This window comes from Zhouia amylolytica AD3 (assembly GCF_000511935.2).
GTDB classification, from domain to species: Bacteria; Bacteroidota; Bacteroidia; order Flavobacteriales; family Flavobacteriaceae; genus Zhouia; species Zhouia amylolytica.
Map to the genome: position 1 here is coordinate 955704 of NZ_AYXY01000019.1, position 15669 is coordinate 971372.

The following is a 15669-nucleotide window of genomic DNA, read 5'->3' on the forward strand; positions in this document are numbered from 1 at the left end:
TATCATTATTGTTAAGGGAATGAACTTAATATTTTTAGCATCTGAAGAATTCATGCTTCCTTGTTTAAACAAGAAACTATTTGGCATTGAATGTCCTGGATGCGGAATCCAAAGATCAGTTTCATTAATTTTTGAAGGTGATTTATTGGGTGCTCTTAAAATGTATCCTGCCATTTACACTTTAATTTTAATGTTTATGCTTATTGGTTTAGACATTCTGGCTAAAAAGAAAGACTTTTCCAAATTTATAATCCCCTTAGCCATTATAAATGCTATCATTATTATCACTAATTATATTTTAAAATTCATCTAATAACCTTAATAAACCTTTAATTTATGGAACAGACTAAATTACCTAACGCAACCATTGTCCTTGTACTCGGAATTTTATCCTTTATAGGATGCTGCTGTACAAATGGTTTTGCGGGATTAGTTCTTGGTGGTATTGGCTTATTCTTGGCCAAAAAGGACGAAAAACTCTATCGGGAAAACCCAGAAAACTATTCGAACTACGGGCAACTTAAAACTGGAAGAGTTTTGTCCATAATCGGTATCGTCTTGAGTGTTTTAGCCATTGCTTTTTACATCTACGCCAAGTCCACTGGTATGTATGAAGAATTAATGGAACAATACATGGAACAGTTAGAACAATTACAATAAAAACAAAAATAATGTTTCTAAGCCCATCTTTTTAGATGGGCTTTTTTTATTGTATTTTAGAATTAAGCATTTCACAAATTATACGATTCATGAATCTATTTTCTGAAATAAGGGATGAAAAAGAAAATATATTACCCTTTGATGGCATCGTAAATTATTATGGGGTTTGCATCCCATTTGACGAAGCAAACAGGTATTATGATAAGCTCCTCCAGCATCTTGCCTGGAAACGCGATTTGGTTGTCATGTTTGGAAAGCGAATAGAAACAAAGCGTAAAGTAGCTTGGTATGGGGATAGAACATATAAATACACCTACTCCAATAACACTAAATTAGCACTCCCCTGGAATGAAGTCTTGATGGAGATAAAAGAACTAACAGAACAAATCACAGGTGAAAGCTATAACTCCTGCCTCGCCAACTTATATCATGATGGTAGTGAAGGAATGGCCTGGCATAGCGATAATGAAAAAGAACTAAAAGTGAACGGTGCTATCGCTTCGTTAAGCTTTGGAGCAGAAAGGAGGTTTTCATTTAAACATAAAGTAAAAAACAACAAAGTTTCAATCATTCTAGAACATGGAAGCCTATTGCTCATGAAAGGAACTACTCAAAAGCATTGGCTTCACAGGTTACCTCCAACTAAAAAACAATTCACACCAAGAGTAAATTTAACGTTTAGAAATATCATTGATCATCCGTAATACACTATTTAATTGAATTTCATTAAATTGTAAAGATCTAACCAATAATATTTATTATGAAACGAAATATGGGTAATACTGACAAGCTAATCAGAGTACTAATAGCAATTGCTATTGCTTTACTATATTTTAATGGATATATAACCGGTACCCTTGGCATTATTCTATTGATTCTTGCTGGGATATTTGTCCTGACCAGCTTTTGTAGTTTATGTCCGTTGTATCTTCCCTTTGGTATTAATACCTGCAAAACAAAAAAGAAATAACGCTCTTTTTACATTCATTCATGGCAAGACAAAAAAAGATGCTGAACGTTTCATATTTGCTATATCGAGCCTGTATATTGGAGACAAAATTTACGTATTTTTAAGGTTCACTTTAAGTAAGTACATAGTGTTATGAAAATGCAGGATATTGAAAATATTGAACTAAAATACTTAAGTCTTTCAGATTACCAGGAACTCAAAGACGCCATGATCGAGGCATATAAAACAATGCCTGACTCATATTGGAAAGAGCACCATATTAAGTCTTTAATTGAAAAGTTTCCCGATGGACAAGTAGTCATCAAAATCAATGGTGAACTAGCAGGTTGCGCATTATCTATCATCATAGATTCAGATAAGTTAGACGAAAATCACACCTATAGAGATATCACTAAAAACTACACCTTTGACACCCATACAGCTGAAGGAGACACTTTATATGGTATCGATGTTTTTATCAAACCTGAATATCGGGGCATGCGTCTGGGTAGACGACTCTATGATTACCGAAAAGAACTTTGTGAAAAGTTAAATTTAAAAAGTATTGCTTTCGGAGGGCGAATTCCAAATTACCACAAATACCAGAAGGAGCTGACCCCAAAAGAATATATAGAAAAGGTAAAAAGAAAAGAGATTCATGACCCCGTTCTGAACTTTCAAATTTCAAATGACTTTCACCCGACTAAAGTATTGAAAGGCTACTTAGAAGGAGATGAAGCGTCGAATGAATTTGCCGTTTTATTGGAATGGGATAATATCTATTATGAAAAGCCCTCTAAAAAGGCGGCCACAAGGAAAAAAGTGGTTCGGTTGGGATTAATACAATGGCAAATGCGTCCTTATAAAAATCTTGACGAGCTGATGCAGCAGGCAGAATACTTTATAGATGCTGTTTCAGGATATCGTTCAGACTTTGCCTTATTCCCGGAATTTTTCAACGCTCCGTTAATGGCCGAAAACAATCATTTATCTGAACCTGATGCCATAAGAGAGCTTGCAAAACATACCCAAACCATTATTCAAAAGTTTTCTGAATTATCCATAAGCTATAACATCAACATAATTTCCGGCAGCATGCCTGAAATTAAAAACAACAGACTTTATAATGTCGGTTATTTATGTAAACGGGATGGAACCATTGATCGATATGAAAAAATACATGTTACTCCAGACGAAGAAAAAGTATGGGGAATGCAAGGGGGATCTGAGATTAAAACTTTTGACACTGACTGTGGAAAAATAGGAATTTTAATTTGTTATGATTCTGAATTTCCGGAACTAAGCAGAATTTTAGCTGACGAAGGCATGGACATTTTATTCGTTCCATTCTTAACCGACACACAAAATGGTTTTTCAAGGGTAAGGCATTGCGCTCAGGCAAGAGCTATAGAAAATGAATGTTATGTTGCAATAGCCGGAAGTGTGGGGAATCTCCCAAAAGTTCATAATATGGATATACAATTCGCCCAATCTATGGTATTTACCCCTTGTGATTTTGCCTTCCCTACGAATGGAATAAAAGCCGAAGCCACACCTAATACTGAGATGATACTCATTGCCGATGTAGATATTGATCTACTTAGAGAGTTAAATCAATTTGGTAGCGTGCGTAACTTAAAAGATCGTAGAACGGATTTATTCGAACTCAAAAAAATAACGAAGTAATAAACGCGGTAACCTTGATTATCACTTAAAAAACATAGTATACAATAAGAGTTGAAATGGACCACGAAGTGCAGATCCCTTGCATCAAGCTAAAATGAATATTAAAGACTAACTATCGGGAAATCTCTTAATGACAAACTTAATAACACCTCCGTCAATTTCTGCCTTCTCCAGAATTCCGTTTTTGTAATAATACGTATTCTCTTTACCATCAGGACTCGTCTTAAGATAGGTGTTTGAAGCAATTCTTTTTATAGAATGAAATTCACCGTGTTCCTCTGCATATACACGATTCACATTTTTTGGCTCCTCAAAAATGAGTTTAACTGTACTGTAATCGATTTCCTGATCTAACTTTTCCGGCTCATTATTATCTTTAAAGAATAAATAATTCTTCCCTTTTCTCTCAGTATGAGCATTGGTACGCTCTTTTCCATTAAATTTTATTTGAGCCGATGCCTCCACCAATCCATTATTGTCATAGGTTACATTGTAGCCGTAATTCACCTCTATTTTTGTAATAATTCGGGTATCAATACTGGTATGGTTATTATACACAACTTCTTTATGATAGGTCTCCTTTACAGCTTCAAGAACACCGATAGATTTATCTCGGTGAAGTACCTCAAAAGACACCTTCTCCTCAGTCGGGAAATTCAACATTGCTAAAACGAATATGATATAAAAACCTAAGTGTTGCATATGATAAATATACTGATTAAAATTAACTAGTATTTCCTAATTAAAAGAAACTTTTAGGTCCTTCCGCCTATAAAGCGAAGAGAACTGAGTTTCGTTATGATTACCAGTCGCTTCCCCAAACTCATCTGCATTTACCACCATTCCATACTATCATTTAAACTTATTATGCTACAGTTTTAAGAATAATATTCTTAATATTGCGTGAGTATTTACAAACACAAACCAATTTTATGGAAAATAAGCCTGAAAAACCAAAAAATTACCTAGCGTTATCTATTATTAGTACCATTTTGTGTTGCTTGCCTGCTGGCATTGTTAGTATTGTTTATGCAACCAAAGTTGACTCTGCTTATGCTATGGGCGATTACGATCGCGCTGCAAACGCTTCTAAAAATGCCAAAACCTGGGCTATCGTTTCAATAGCCGTTGCTGCGTTATTCTGGGTATTGTACATTGCAATTTTTGGATTCGCATTCTTTGCTGCTATGGCCAATGGCAACTACTAATCTAAGAATAGTTATATATTGTTTAATAGGGATTATCTGCCTTGGCGGGTTATCCCTATATTTTTATTACGATCCGAGTTTGAGTCAAATTGACTTCTTTCCTAAATGTCCGTTTCATTCATTAACCAGCCTCCATTGCCCTGGCTGCGGATCACAAAGAGCTATTCATGATTATTTAAATGGTAATGTGGTGAATGGATTAAAACACAATCTTTTAATCCCTGTGGTAGCTTTTGTTTTACTCTATCACCTTTATGTATCCCTTTTTAAGCTAATAAATAAAAAAGCTCCTCAGAGAAACCTTCTTGATCACCCGAAGTTTTCACTAATTATATTAATTATTGTTCTTTCTTTTTGGGTATTTAGAAATATTCCAGTGGCTCCATTTCATTATTTAGCTCCATAAAAAAACCGCCTTTCGGCGGTTTTGAATCTTATTTTTCAAATGTTTTTAATGTCTTGGTAATAATATTAACACAATCGAGAAGCTGGTCCCTGGTCATTACCAAAGGAGGTGCAAATCGTATAATATTCCCATGAGTCGGTTTTGCCAACAATCCATTTTCTTTTAACGCCATACAAATATCCCAGGCAGTTGAGCTTTCAGGTGAGTCGTTAATGATTATAGCATTTAAAAGACCTTTACCTCTCACGAGTTTAACAATGGTACTATTTTCTATGTAGTTATTAAGTTCTTCTCTGAAGAGCTGCCCGAGTGTTTCTGCTCTCTCAGCCAAATTTTCATCTTTAACGACTTCTAGAGCTTCCATAGCTACTGCAGCAGCCACCGGGTTTCCACCAAAGGTACTTCCATGTTGCCCGGGCTTAATCACATTCATGATATCATCATCGGCCAAAACTGCACTCACAGGATAAACGCCTCCACTCAATGCCTTTCCGAGAATAAGCATATCAGGTTTTACATTTTCATGGTCGACTGCCAGTAATTTCCCGGTACGAGCTATTCCAGTCTGGATTTCATCCGCAATAAACAACACTTCATGCGCTGTACATGCTTCTTTAGCCTTTGTTAAGAATCCTTCATCAGGAACGTTTACTCCTGCTTCCCCTTGAATCGGTTCAACTAAAAATCCGGCTATGTTCTTCTCGCTCTTAAGGGCTGTTTTTAAAGCCTCTATATCATTATAAGGTATTTTAATAAATCCAGGTGTATAGGGTCCGAAGTTCTTTCTGGCATCCTCGTCATTTGAAAAAGAAATTATCGTTGTTGTCCTTCCATGAAAATTGTTCTCACAAACAATAATCTTAGCCTCATGCTCCGGAATCCCTTTCTTTTCGTAGGCCCATTTTCTACAAATTTTAATAGCCGTCTCAACACCTTCGGCACCCGTGTTCATTGGCAACAATTTGTCAAACCCAAAGTATTCTGAGGCGTACTTTTCAAATACACCTAACATGTCGTTATAGAAAGCTCTGGAAGTCAAGGTTAATTTTTTTGCCTGTTCCACCATGGCTCCGACAATTCTTGGGTTACAATGCCCTTGATTTACTGCTGAGTAAGCAGATAAGAAGTCATAATATTTTTTTCCTTCAACATCCCACATAAATACGCCTTCACCGCGACTTAACACCACTGGTAAAGGGTGATAATTATGTGCTCCATACTGATTTTCTAAAGCAATTGCATCTTGAGAGGTTAATTTTTCCATTACTGCCATTACTTGATTTTTTAATGTGATACTTTAGCAATTCCTTCTTCTGGAGAGAAATCATCCTTTGTAGTGGGTGCAAATTAGTAAATCTTATTCGAAACACCATAGTCTGTACTTCAAATTTAGAACACCTTTAAGATTTAACTAACACGCTTTCAACTTTTCTGAAATCTTGTCTATGGTAACGCTCAGATCTTCTTTTAAGGAATGAGGTTCAACAATTTCCGCGTGATCTGCAAACATCAAAAACCATCGCAGAAAACCTTGTTTCACCCAGGGTGTAAAAAAAGTCATCTCCACCATTTCTCCCAAATCTCTCTCTGAAGTATATCCATAAAAGCACCTTTGATCTTGAATATAAGGAACAGCCGATTTCTCAACCCTAATAATTACCTTTTGAACATCCTTTTTTTGATTTTTCTTTGCGTATACTTCCTGATATTCTTCCAGTGTTATTTGTTTTGACACCCTGTTTATTTCAGACATGCTTATATCTCTAACCCTGTCGATTCTAAAGTTTCTGTAGTCATTCCTTAATTGGCAATAGGCTAACGTATACCAATATTCATTCTCATGATAAACCCCAACAGGCTCTATTACCCTATTTACAATATGTTCTTTGGCAAATCCGGCATATGAGATCTCCAACACCTTGGTTTCGGCAATGGCTTTAAACAGCAATTCAAGAACATTATCAACCGATGGCTTTTGTTCTCTACGCTGTTTAACAAGAATATGATCTTCCAAACTTTGCACCAAATCTTTCTCAGTACCTCTTAAAACAGATTTCACTTTAAACATTGCCGATTGAAAATGTCTTCTTATGGCATGATCAGAAAACTTTTCCATCAACTTCTCAGCAGCCACAAAGGCGGTTGCCTCTTCTTTACTAAACATAACAGGAGGCAATCGATACCCCTCCACAATGGAATAGCCCATCCCTGCCTCACCATAAAGTGGAACACCTGCCTCTTCCAGAGTTCTAATATCTCTGTAAATGGTACGCAGGCTAACCTCAAATCGTTCTGCCAGGTCTTGAGCTTTTATAATTTTTTTAGACTGCAATTGAATTAAAATAGCAGTAATGCGATCAAATCGGTTCATAGTAATTCAAAGATATAAATTATATAGACCGCTTTAATCGGAAAAAGCTCTATTAACTATCTCTGATTATCATTCAAACTTTGCTATTTTTGCGGCATGAGTAGAAAGAAAAATAAAAACGTTGTTTTCGAACAAATAGAAGTGATTGATGCAGGTGCAAAAGGAAAAGCAGTTGCACGAACGGATGAGGGACGCGTTATTTTTATAAAAAATGCTGTTCCAGGTGATATAGTAGATGTTAAGATCTTCAAAAAACGTCGTGGATTTTTAGAAGGGGAAGCCATTAATTTTCATTCTCTATCCGATAGAAGGACAGAACCTGTTTGCGAACACTTCGGTGTTTGTGGAGGATGTAAATGGCAACATATGGGATATGAGCATCAACTATTCTTCAAACAAAAAGAAGTTGAGAATAATTTAAAGCGTTTGGGACATATACAGCTCCCGGAAGTTTCTCCTATTCTAGGTTCTGAAAAGCAATATTTTTACAGAAACAAAATGGAATTTGCGTTTAGTAATGCGCGATGGCTTACCCGAGAGGAAATTGAAAGTGGAGATGAAATCGATAGTAGGAATGCCTTAGGCTTTCATATTCCTGGAGCTTGGGATAAGATTCTCGATGTGAAGAAATGTCATTTACAGGAAGACCCCTCAAATGCTATTAGATTGGCCGTCAAACATTTTGCAAACGAAAATGACCTGACGTTTTTTAATCCGAGAGAACATGCCGGACTACTCCGTTCATTAATGCTTCGGATTGTTTCTACCGGAGAAATCATGGTCGTGATCCAGTTTTATGATGATAATAAAGATCAAAGAGAGCTGCTTCTGGATTATTTAAAACAAGAATTTCCGGAAATAACCTCCCTACAATACATTATTAACCAGAAAGCCAACGATACCATTTACGATCAAGAAGTAGTACTTTACCATGGTCGTGATCATATTTATGAAGAAATGGAAGGCCTGAGATTTAAAATAAACGCAAAATCGTTTTACCAAACCAATTCAGATCAGGCATATGAACTATACAAGGTAGCTCGCAATTTTGCAGACCTTTCAGGTAACGAGTTGGTATATGATTTGTATACCGGGACTGGAACCATTGCACAATTCGTAGCTAAAAATGCTAAGAAGGTAATTGGTGTTGAAGCTGTACCGGAAGCCATCGAAGATGCCAAAGCTAATGCACAATTAAATGGTATCGAAAACGTTGATTTCTTTGTGGGAGACATGAAGAATGTGTTTAACGAAGCGTTTATAAATACACATGGATTGCCGGATGTCATTATTACCGATCCTCCAAGGGATGGGATGCATAAAGATGTGGTGCAACAGATTTTAAATATAGCTCCTGACAAAGTGGTTTATGTGAGTTGTAACAGTGCTACACAAGCCAGAGACCTGGCTCTAATGGATGAAATGTATAAAGTAACTAAAGTGCAGGCAGTAGATATGTTCCCACAAACACATCATGTAGAAAATGTTGTACTTTTGGAAAAAAGGCAGAATATATAAAAGTGTTTAAATGAAGAAAATTTTCCTCCCTGCATTAATTATCCTTCTAATTTTTATTGGGGTTCTAAGTTGTGAAAAAGATGATATTTGTCCTCCTGACTCAGCGATAACACCAAACTTGGTTATTCGCTTTTACGATGCTGACAACCCACAGGAAACTAAACTGGTTAACAATTTAAGAATTATAGGAGTTGGTCAGGAAACTGATGCCTGGCCATTAAGTACTACAGATTCCGTAGCCATTCCTCTAAAATCTTTTGCCAACAGCAGTTCATTTGTATTTATTATGGATTCAGCAATTGATGAAACAGGTAGTGAAACCGGAGTCATCGATACCTTAACTTTCAATTATGGGACTGAAGAAGTATTTATTTCAAGAGGTTGTGGCTACGTATCATATTACAATAATTTAGGGTACACACCTGACAGTGGCACTGAAGGCTGGGTTTCTCGCCTTCGTATTATTTCAACAGATATAGAAAATCAAAATCAAGCGCATGTACAGATATTTCATTAATATTTCTTTTCTATTGTGTTGTGTCCTGCTTTCTGCTCAGGAAGAAAAATTAATTCAAAAAGATTCTGTTGTTCATAAAGATAAATATGGACTTCGGGTTGGAATAGATTTAAGTAAACCAGTACGAGCAATGCTTGATGATAATTATAAAGGCCTCGAACTGGTAGGAGACTTCCGAATTTCAAGAAAGCTATACCTTGCTGCTGAAATCGGCTCTGAAGAGAAGTTTACTGAAGAGGACCTTTATAATTTCAACACCACAGGTTCATATATTAAAGCAGGAATAGATTATAACACCTATGAGAACTGGTATGGAATGCAAAATCTAATTTATACAGGTTTTCGAGTTGGGGTTAGTACCTTTACCCAGGAATTATTAGATTACAGAATCTACAATGTTGATCAATACTGGAATGAAGGAACCACTTCAGGTGAGAACCTCCTTGGGGAATATGATGGTTTAACCGCCCAGTGGGCTGAACTTGTATTTGGTGTTAAGGCCGAGGTCTTAAAGAATGTTTATCTGGGAGCCAGCGTACGATTAAATTACCTTGTTAACCAAACCGAAGCAACTCAATTCCCAAACCTATACATTCCGGGTTTCAACAAAGTTACGGATGGTAGTAATTTCGGAATCGGATACAACTATTCTTTGACTTATTTCGTTCCTATATTCAAAAAAGCGAAAAAAAGTAAAAAAGAAGATAAAGAGGGTAAAAAGTAGTATTTATTCAATCTCTTTTACCCCTTTCATAAAAATCCATTTCATCATTAATTTTTCCTTTTTCCCATGGTATACCACCGCAAATTTGGGTGCTAAAAAAATAGCCCCAAAACCAGCTACCAGCGCTATAACTATATAGTTTATACTGGTAAATGCATGCAGTGAAAATCGTATGATCAAAAAGAAAATTAAAAATCCGATAAAGTTGTATAAGAGTGCTTTATTTTTAAGTTTCATACTGCTTATTTCTATTACTTATTATACTTTGCTTTTTTACTTCCTTCGTAGATCTCGTACTTAACCAAGCGACTTTCCAGCTTACCATTAAACAACTTAATCTTTTTAGAAGGTCTCAACCCTACATGTTTTAATGCTTCGATATTCCCGGTAATAAACCAGGCATCAGTATTTGAGTAATTTTGCTTAAGCGTGTCGCCAATACTTTTATAAAACGTTTCAATATCTACATCAAGACGTTCATCATATGGTGGATTAAATACAATATGCAACTTTTCTTCTGTCGGCTTTTCAGAATTGAAAAAGTCTTTCCTGTCAAATGTTATATATTCATTTAGGTTAGCATTTTTGGCATTCGCTTTCGCTTTGAGCAAGGTGGCTGCTGAGCTATCAGAGGCATATATCTTATAGTGAAACTCTCGTGTTTTATTCAGACAACTCTCTGTGATTTTTTCAAACAATTCCTCATCATAATCCCTCCATTTTTCAAACCCAAATTCTCTTCTATTAATATTGGCAGGTATATTACAAGCTATCATTGCAGCTTCGATCGCCAATGTACCACTACCACACATCGGATCAAAAAAGTCAGATTGCCCATCCCATCCACTCATCAAGATCATTCCAGCTGCCAAAACTTCACTGATAGGTGCCATATTAGTAGCCAGTCTGTAACCTCTTTGGTGTAATGAGGTGCCCGAACTGTCAAGAGATATGGTACATTCTTTTTCCTGGATATGTACATTTATTCTTAAGTCCGGATGTTTGAGATCTATACTAGGTCTTACTCCCTCCTGTTCTCTGAATTTATCTACGATAGCATCTTTGGCCTTTAGTGCCACATAATGAGAATGTGTAAACGCCTTAGAATTAACAGAAGCATTTACAGCAAAGGTATTTTGAGCAGAGAGGTATTCGCTCCAGTTTATACTTTGCACCTTATTATATAAATCCTTTTCATTAAAAACTTTGAAACTCTTTATGGGCTTTAAAATTTTAAGCGCTGTTCTTAAACTTAAATTTGCCTTGTACATAAACCCTTTGTCTCCTTCAAAGTACACACTTCTAACCCCCTTGGTTACATTTAGCGCTCCAAGGTTACGCAATTCCTTGGCTAGTAATTCTTCAAAGCCAAAAAGTGTTTTGGCTACCATTTTATAATTATTACTCATAAATATCGTCTGTAAAAAGGCAAAAATACATTAATTTAGCTGCTTATTTTAGTTCTTCTAAAATAGTTTAGTTTTTCCATTTATAAATAAACACTGCTTACACATCTGAAGCTTATCGATATAATGAATTACATATTACCGATCGTTACTGTTCTTGCGGGTTTTGCTTTTGTAATATTAGTTAAACCTCAATTAAAACAATCATTAAAACTATTATTAGCCTTCAGTGGTGCATTTTTACTTTCATTAACAGTATTTGACCTCCTTCCCGAGGTTTATCATCATGGTAATGCAAAAACGATTGGAATTTGCATTATGGCAGGGATTTTACTCCAAATATTTCTGGAATTCTTTTCGAAGGGAGCTGAGCATGGACATATGCACCATCAGAGTGAAAAGCTGCATTTTCCCTGGTTATTATTTATCAGTTTAAGTATTCATGCCATTCTGGAAGGGTTCCCTATACATAGTCATGACAGTTTGGTATATGGTATTATCGTTCACAAATTACCGATTGCCATTATTTTAACGACCTTCTTTTTGGAAGCCCAGATATCAAAGGGTAAGGTAGCGGGCTTTCTAATATTATTTTCATTAATGACCCCTATAGGAACCTTTTTATCGGAGATAGTACCATTCTTTAAAACCTATTATACTCAGATCTCAGCAGTGGTTATAGGTATCTTTTTTCATATATCAACTATCATTCTTTTTGAAAGTTCGGAAGGACATAAGTTCAATGCCAATAAACTTGTGGTCATTATTATTGGTATATTAACAGCATACATTATTTAGGGGCAATGTTTAGCAGAGAAGAATCAAAAAAAATAAGACAAGAGTTCTGGATATCATTTGGCAAATCCTTTCCCAGAAAATGGATTCTATATAATACCAAAATCAAAGACTTTTCATTTAAATTTCATTTCGATACCAAAAAAGCAATCGTTTCCCTGGACATTGAAGATGACAATCTTGAGAACAGGATTAAATATTATGAGAAATTAGAATCTTTAAAAAAAGTATTAACCGAGAATTACCTTCCAAAAGCCATTTATGAAGACATTTATTTTTTAGAAAATGGCAAAGAAATTTCGAGAGTCTACGTGCAGTTAGATAATGTCTGTATACATAATAAAAATACCTGGCAGGAAACTATGGTTTTCTTAAATGAAACCATGCAAAAATTCGAAGAATTCTATACTGATTTTGAGGACTTTATAAAATCTTAACGAAAATGTACTATATTAGAGCAAACTAATCGCTCTAATGTATGACTAAAAGAATTACCCTTCTAACTGCTTTTTTATTTTTAATTTTAAGCACTTCCTCGCTACCGCACGAATTCTTTCGTGTGGTCTGAATTAAACCTTAATCATAAGGTGTAAAGACAACTACATTCTCTATTAAACCTTTTTCTCCCGCATAATCCACCACACTGCTATAGACATAATCTTCTGGTCTAAATACCAATCCAGCCTCTACAGGGTTTTGATGAATGTAATTTATCTTTTCTTTGATAACCTTGTTGCTCCATAGTTCAATAGGTTTGTTGTCATGTCTCCAAAATTGATAATTCTTAACATTAGATGACCTTTTTGCTGCTTTCTTGAATTCATTTAACAAAAACTCTTTTCTGCTTTCCTGAATATTATCCTTTATAGCTTCAACAAATGTCTTGCTTGTAAAGCGCTTAAAGTCACCTAATATCTGTTCTGATTTTTCTCCTTTTATACTTCTAAACACTAAATGTACATGATTTGACATGATGCACCATGCTATAATTTCCATTCCCTTATTTTGTTGGCAAAATGACAAACTATCCAATAAAATATTTTTGTATTCATTACGGGTAAAAACGTCTAACCAACCTACTACCGCGAAACTTACAAAATATAAGCCTTCGGGATTATGAAATTTATAATTCCTGCTCATACTCTAAATATAATAAAAATGTTTAGTGCCTTTTTAGCTTAATCTACCACACGAAAGGATTCGTGCGGTAGCAGAGATATTGAAGATTTCTTTTTCAATTTTTAAATAACCTCAAGTAAAATAAAGAAGTAGTGCGACACTGCACCTCCCAAGACAAAGAAATGCCATATAACATGATTATATGGTATTTTTTTTATGGCATAAAACACTGTGCCGAGGGTATAAAAGGCTCCACCTAACATTAATAGATTTAATCCCAGTTGGGAAACATTTGCAATCAAATCCTGTATATCGAAAATAATTAGCCATCCCATGAAGAGATATAATAACAAAGAAAAGATTTCATACTTACCAGTAAAAAAAACCTTTAGAACCGTGCCTAATATGGCCACTGCCCATACCACACCGAATATCAACCATCCCGATCCGTTCTCAAGGGTTATCAGGGAAACAGGGGTATAAGTACCTGCTATCAAAAAATAAATACTGATGTGATCTGCTTTCCGCCACATTTGTTTGAGCTCTAAATCTTCCACCGCATGATAGATAGTTGATGCAGAAAACAAAACGATAACTGAAATCGCATATAAAATTATACTGAGTGTACTATACGGTGTTTTATCAGAATCTGTAAGGAGTAAAAAGACCAGGCCAATGATACCTAAAATAATCCCTACTCCATGTGACATCGCGTTCCAAAACTCCTCTTTTCTTGTCTGATCCATGATACAAAGATACATCATTCATGTTCATCGGCACGATAAAAAACCTGCTGTAGAGAGGGGCGAATATTCAAGTTATACAAAGCCCGATGTGATCTGTTGGGATAAACCCGGTTGCTTAGAAATATAAATAGCAAGTTATTATCGGGATCTGCCCATACATAAGTTCCTGTAAAGCCTCCATGTCCAAAACTATTAGGACTTACCTCGGGTGCCGGGGATGCCTGGGAGATACTCAATTCACTATTGTTCAATAACGGTTTATCAAATCCCAATGCCCTTTTATTATCATTCTCTGCATATTGTGCTTTTGTAAATTCTTTCATTGTGCCCTCGGAAATATAGCGCTTGTTACCATAAACTCCCATATTTTGGTACATATATATGAGTTTAGCCAAATCCAGGGCTGTGCCAAACAAACCAGCATTCCCGGATACTCCTCCCATTAAACCCGCATTTTCATCATGAACCCATCCATGCACCGTTTTATTTCTAAATATGTTATCAATCTCTGTTGGCACGATTAGGCTATCAGGATACTTCCCTGTAGGATTGAACATTAGGGTGTTAGCTCCCATAGGTCTGTAGATACTATCGGTAACATAATCTTCATAGTCAACACCTGTTATATTTTTAATAATTTCAGGGTACAAAAGAAAACTCAATCCGGAATACTTATACTTCTTTTCATCAGAAACATTTGATCTGTTTATGATACGTTTCATTTTTCTATAGAATCTATTATGAAGGTATAATGAATCATATATTTTAACTGAAAATATGTGGCTGTAGTGATGACGGACAAATCTTCTTTTCAATTTTCCATTTTTACGTATCAATTTCGAGGCAAAAACAATATAGGGCTCTAACCCTGCCTGATGAGCCAAAACCTCACGTACCGTTAAATCCTTTTTATCCTTTCTATGCCGCCAGGGTTTCCAATAGTAACTAAAATTTTGATCTAAATCCAATTTTCCCTGATCGTGAAGCTGCATTAAAACAGGTAGCGGTCCGGCTATTTTGGTGACAGAAGCTAAATCGTACAGATCCTTTTTAGATACTGCCTGAAGACTATCATAGGTATGATAACCAAAAGCTTCATGATAAATAATGGCATTGTTTTTAGCGACAAGGAGCTGGGCACCCGGAAATGCTCTTTCCTGTATTCCCCTGGTCATTATAGAATCTACTTTATGATAAATATAGGCGCTATCAAGTCCCTGACTATTTGGAGTATTATACACTAATTCTTTAGAATGATCCTGAGCAAATCCTAAGCTACCAGATAAAAGGATAAAGAAAAGATTGATGTGAAGTTTCATTGGCACAGTTCTTTCCGTGCAATTTAAAAAGATCTCTGGGTAATCGCTAGATTTCGGGTATAAAAAAACCCTTTATCGTAGTGATAAAGGGTTTTCTAAAAGAAGGCGGCGACATACTCTCCCACTTTCGTAGTACCATCTGCGCTGGTGGGCTTAACTGCTCTGTTCGGAATGGGAAGAGGTGAGCCCCACCGCTGTAACCACCTTAAGTCTTTGATTGACTTGTAGCCAACTCTAATGAGGTA

At 35.8% G+C, this 15669-nt stretch carries 20 protein-coding genes and 1 rRNA gene; 12 read left to right on the top strand and 9 right to left on the bottom strand.

Annotation, left to right across the window (positions count from 1 at the left end):
• Nucleotides 1–19 precede the first annotated feature (19 nt).
• From P278_RS08895 to P278_RS08910, 5 genes are all read left to right on the top strand, one after another.
• Nucleotides 20–313 (top strand): DUF2752 domain-containing protein, encoded by a 294-nt coding sequence (locus P278_RS08895; protein WP_038265148.1) that lies wholly within the window; start codon nt 20–22, stop codon nt 311–313.
• A gap of 23 nt (nt 314–336) precedes the next feature.
• A complete protein-coding gene (locus P278_RS08900) occupies nt 337–660 on the top strand; it encodes a CCC motif membrane protein (protein WP_038265151.1) in 324 nt (107 codons plus the stop codon).
• A gap of 89 nt (nt 661–749) precedes the next feature.
• Nucleotides 750–1364, top strand: coding sequence for an alpha-ketoglutarate-dependent dioxygenase AlkB family protein (locus P278_RS08905; protein WP_038265153.1), 615 nt, complete (start codon nt 750–752; stop codon nt 1362–1364).
• A gap of 68 nt (nt 1365–1432) precedes the next feature.
• Nucleotides 1433–1630 (top strand): YgaP family membrane protein, encoded by a 198-nt coding sequence (locus tag P278_RS16425; protein ID WP_316930411.1) that lies wholly within the window; start codon nt 1433–1435, stop codon nt 1628–1630.
• Nucleotides 1631–1762: 132 nt separating this feature from the next.
• On the top strand, nt 1763–3295 hold the full coding sequence (locus tag P278_RS08910; protein WP_038265155.1) for a bifunctional GNAT family N-acetyltransferase/carbon-nitrogen hydrolase family protein: 1533 nt from the start codon (nt 1763–1765) through the stop codon (nt 3293–3295).
• Nucleotides 3296–3403: 108 nt separating this feature from the next.
• On the opposite strand, the gene P278_RS08915 is transcribed toward P278_RS08910, so the two are convergent.
• On the bottom strand, nt 3404–3997 hold the full coding sequence (locus P278_RS08915) for a DUF6134 family protein (RefSeq protein ID WP_055725816.1): 594 nt from the start codon (nt 3995–3997) through the stop codon (nt 3404–3406).
• 230 nt (nt 3998–4227) lie between these two features.
• On the opposite strand from P278_RS08915, the gene P278_RS08920 reads away from it, so the two are divergent.
• A complete protein-coding gene (locus tag P278_RS08920; protein WP_038265161.1) occupies nt 4228–4503 on the top strand; it encodes a CD225/dispanin family protein in 276 nt (91 codons plus the stop codon).
• Nucleotides 4504–4582: 79 nt separating this feature from the next.
• Nucleotides 4583–4909, top strand: a complete 327-nt coding sequence (locus P278_RS08925) for a DUF2752 domain-containing protein (protein WP_161808356.1) — start codon at nt 4583–4585, stop codon at nt 4907–4909.
• Between the two features lie 28 nt (nt 4910–4937).
• Here P278_RS08925 and rocD read toward each other — a convergent pair whose 3' ends face one another.
• Entirely contained in the window at nt 4938–6182 is a 1245-nt protein-coding gene (gene rocD, locus P278_RS08930; RefSeq protein WP_038265170.1) for an ornithine--oxo-acid transaminase, read from the bottom strand.
• 138 nt (nt 6183–6320) lie between these two features.
• On the bottom strand, nt 6321–7280 hold the full coding sequence (locus P278_RS08935) for a helix-turn-helix transcriptional regulator (protein ID WP_038265173.1): 960 nt from the start codon (nt 7278–7280) through the stop codon (nt 6321–6323).
• 96 nt (nt 7281–7376) lie between these two features.
• Here P278_RS08935 and rlmD point away from each other — a divergent pair, with 96 nt between their 5' ends.
• From rlmD to P278_RS08950, 3 genes are read left to right on the top strand one after another with little or no spacing between them, the layout of a single operon-like run.
• On the top strand, nt 7377–8798 hold the full coding sequence (gene rlmD / locus P278_RS08940; RefSeq protein ID WP_038265175.1) for a 23S rRNA (uracil(1939)-C(5))-methyltransferase RlmD: 1422 nt from the start codon (nt 7377–7379) through the stop codon (nt 8796–8798).
• A gap of 10 nt (nt 8799–8808) precedes the next feature.
• Nucleotides 8809–9315 carry a DUF6452 family protein gene (locus P278_RS08945; RefSeq protein ID WP_038265176.1) on the top strand — a complete coding sequence of 169 codons (507 nt, stop codon included), beginning with the start codon at nt 8809–8811 and terminating at the stop codon, nt 9313–9315.
• Entirely contained in the window at nt 9296–10039 is a 744-nt protein-coding gene (locus tag P278_RS08950; RefSeq protein ID WP_038265178.1) for a DUF6048 family protein, read from the top strand. Before P278_RS08945 ends, P278_RS08950 begins: the two co-directional genes overlap by 20 nt.
• A 3-nt stretch (nt 10040–10042) precedes the next feature.
• On the opposite strand, the gene P278_RS08955 is transcribed toward P278_RS08950, so the two are convergent.
• A complete protein-coding gene (locus P278_RS08955) occupies nt 10043–10276 on the bottom strand; it encodes a hypothetical protein (RefSeq protein WP_038265180.1) in 234 nt (77 codons plus the stop codon).
• Between the two features lie 14 nt (nt 10277–10290).
• Nucleotides 10291–11448, bottom strand: coding sequence for a THUMP domain-containing class I SAM-dependent RNA methyltransferase (locus P278_RS08960; protein ID WP_235444268.1), 1158 nt, complete (start codon nt 11446–11448; stop codon nt 10291–10293).
• A 123-nt stretch (nt 11449–11571) separates the two neighbouring features.
• Between P278_RS08960 and P278_RS08965 the strand changes: the two genes are divergently transcribed.
• Both P278_RS08965 and P278_RS08970 read left to right on the top strand, forming a co-directional pair.
• A complete protein-coding gene (locus P278_RS08965; protein WP_038265183.1) occupies nt 11572–12243 on the top strand; it encodes a ZIP family metal transporter in 672 nt (223 codons plus the stop codon).
• A 5-nt stretch (nt 12244–12248) separates the two neighbouring features.
• Nucleotides 12249–12677: a DUF4268 domain-containing protein gene (locus P278_RS08970; RefSeq protein WP_038265186.1), complete on the top strand. Its 429-nt coding sequence runs from the start codon at nt 12249–12251 to the stop codon at nt 12675–12677.
• Between the two features lie 139 nt (nt 12678–12816).
• Here the strand turns inward: P278_RS08970 and P278_RS08975 are convergent, their stop codons facing one another.
• From P278_RS08975 to rrf, 4 genes are all read right to left on the bottom strand, one after another.
• Nucleotides 12817–13380: an REP-associated tyrosine transposase gene (locus tag P278_RS08975; protein ID WP_038265188.1), complete on the bottom strand. Its 564-nt coding sequence runs from the start codon at nt 13378–13380 to the stop codon at nt 12817–12819.
• Between the two features lie 101 nt (nt 13381–13481).
• Nucleotides 13482–14105 carry a PAQR family membrane homeostasis protein TrhA gene (gene trhA / locus P278_RS08980; protein ID WP_038265568.1) on the bottom strand — a complete coding sequence of 208 codons (624 nt, stop codon included), beginning with the start codon at nt 14103–14105 and terminating at the stop codon, nt 13482–13484.
• A 14-nt stretch (nt 14106–14119) separates the two neighbouring features.
• On the bottom strand, nt 14120–15424 hold the full coding sequence (locus P278_RS08985) for a serine hydrolase domain-containing protein (protein ID WP_051413483.1): 1305 nt from the start codon (nt 15422–15424) through the stop codon (nt 14120–14122).
• A gap of 100 nt (nt 15425–15524) precedes the next feature.
• A 5S ribosomal RNA gene (gene rrf / locus P278_RS08990) occupies nt 15525–15632 on the bottom strand.
• Nucleotides 15633–15669 lie beyond the last annotated feature (37 nt).

What these genes read in the sequence shown, in the direction of transcription:
- P278_RS08895 (WP_038265148.1), top strand. Translation starts at nt 20, where the DNA reads ATGAACTTAATATTTTTAGCATCTGAAGAATTCATGCTTCCTTGTTTA.
- P278_RS08900 (WP_038265151.1), top strand. Translation starts at nt 337, where the DNA reads ATGGAACAGACTAAATTACCTAACGCAACCATTGTCCTTGTACTCGGA.
- P278_RS08905 (WP_038265153.1), top strand. Translation starts at nt 750, where the DNA reads ATGAATCTATTTTCTGAAATAAGGGATGAAAAAGAAAATATATTACCC.
- P278_RS16425 (WP_316930411.1), top strand. Translation starts at nt 1,433, where the DNA reads ATGGGTAATACTGACAAGCTAATCAGAGTACTAATAGCAATTGCTATT.
- P278_RS08910 (WP_038265155.1), top strand. Translation starts at nt 1,763, where the DNA reads ATGAAAATGCAGGATATTGAAAATATTGAACTAAAATACTTAAGTCTT.
- P278_RS08915 (WP_055725816.1), bottom strand. Translation starts at nt 3,997, where the DNA reads ATGCAACACTTAGGTTTTTATATCATATTCGTTTTAGCAATGTTGAAT.
- P278_RS08920 (WP_038265161.1), top strand. Translation starts at nt 4,228, where the DNA reads ATGGAAAATAAGCCTGAAAAACCAAAAAATTACCTAGCGTTATCTATT.
- rocD (WP_038265170.1), bottom strand. Translation starts at nt 6,182, where the DNA reads ATGGCAGTAATGGAAAAATTAACCTCTCAAGATGCAATTGCTTTAGAA.
- P278_RS08935 (WP_038265173.1), bottom strand. Translation starts at nt 7,280, where the DNA reads ATGAACCGATTTGATCGCATTACTGCTATTTTAATTCAATTGCAGTCT.
- rlmD (WP_038265175.1), top strand. Translation starts at nt 7,377, where the DNA reads ATGAGTAGAAAGAAAAATAAAAACGTTGTTTTCGAACAAATAGAAGTG.
- P278_RS08945 (WP_038265176.1), top strand. Translation starts at nt 8,809, where the DNA reads ATGAAGAAAATTTTCCTCCCTGCATTAATTATCCTTCTAATTTTTATT.
- P278_RS08950 (WP_038265178.1), top strand. Translation starts at nt 9,296, where the DNA reads ATGTACAGATATTTCATTAATATTTCTTTTCTATTGTGTTGTGTCCTG.
- P278_RS08955 (WP_038265180.1), bottom strand. Translation starts at nt 10,276, where the DNA reads ATGAAACTTAAAAATAAAGCACTCTTATACAACTTTATCGGATTTTTA.
- P278_RS08960 (WP_235444268.1), bottom strand. Translation starts at nt 11,448, where the DNA reads ATGAGTAATAATTATAAAATGGTAGCCAAAACACTTTTTGGCTTTGAA.
- P278_RS08965 (WP_038265183.1), top strand. Translation starts at nt 11,572, where the DNA reads ATGAATTACATATTACCGATCGTTACTGTTCTTGCGGGTTTTGCTTTT.
- P278_RS08970 (WP_038265186.1), top strand. Translation starts at nt 12,249, where the DNA reads ATGTTTAGCAGAGAAGAATCAAAAAAAATAAGACAAGAGTTCTGGATA.
- P278_RS08975 (WP_038265188.1), bottom strand. Translation starts at nt 13,380, where the DNA reads ATGAGCAGGAATTATAAATTTCATAATCCCGAAGGCTTATATTTTGTA.
- trhA (WP_038265568.1), bottom strand. Translation starts at nt 14,105, where the DNA reads ATGGATCAGACAAGAAAAGAGGAGTTTTGGAACGCGATGTCACATGGA.
- P278_RS08985 (WP_051413483.1), bottom strand. Translation starts at nt 15,424, where the DNA reads ATGAAACTTCACATCAATCTTTTCTTTATCCTTTTATCTGGTAGCTTA.